Source organism: Effusibacillus sp. SKA8 (assembly GCF_058273125.1).
Map to the genome: position 1 here is coordinate 1 of NZ_JBZCSF010000044.1, position 795 is coordinate 795.

At 53.5% G+C, this 795-nt stretch carries 1 protein-coding gene; it reads left to right on the plus strand.

The window, feature by feature from the left end:
- Positions 1 to 795: alpha/beta fold hydrolase (locus tag AC4ED1_RS14685; RefSeq protein ID WP_490939874.1), on the plus strand; the 795-nt coding region annotated here is incomplete at both ends.

Below are 795 nucleotides of genomic sequence, written 5' to 3' on the forward strand. Positions count from 1 at the left end.
GCGGCAACCGGCGGCGGGATTTCTTTTCCCTTTCCTGACGGCCGATACCGGAAAGTTTGGGAAGTGTTGAATCGGGCGGAGCCTGCTGTCGGACTGACTCCGAAGGAACTGGTCTGGCGCAAAAACAAAATGCGGGTCTACCGGTTCACGCTGCCCGATGCGGAAGTGACGAAGCGGACGCCGGTTTTCATGCTGTACGCAATGATCAACAAGCCCTACATTCTCGATATGGAACCGGGCAACTCGTTTGTCGAACACCTGCTGCGGCAGGGATACGACGTGTATCTGCTCGACTGGGGAGAAGCGGGGCTTGAAGACCGGAACAACGGGTTTGCCGACTACATCCTGGATTACCTGGACAAAGCGGTGGACCGGGTAAGGCTTTGCAGCGGCAAGGATCAAGTGAATTTGTTTTCCTACTGCATGGGCGGCACCATGGGAGTGATGTACACCGCCTTGTTCCCCGAAAAGGTGAAAAATCTGGTGGTCTTGGCGGCCCCGATCGATTTCCGGAACGCGGACCTGTACAATTCCTGGCTGGACGAAAAACATTTCGATGTCGACAAATTGGTAGAAACCTATGGAAACGTTCCTTCCGAAGTGATCGATTTCGGGAACAAGATGCTAAAGCCGGTCAGCAATTTCATCAACCCGTGGATTCACTTGTTTGAGAAAGCGGACAACGAGAGCTTTGTGCATACCTGGCGGCTGTTGAACAAGTGGGTGAACGACGGAAGCGATTTTCCGGGTCAAACGTACCGGGAGTGGATACGGGATTTCTATCAACGGAACAAG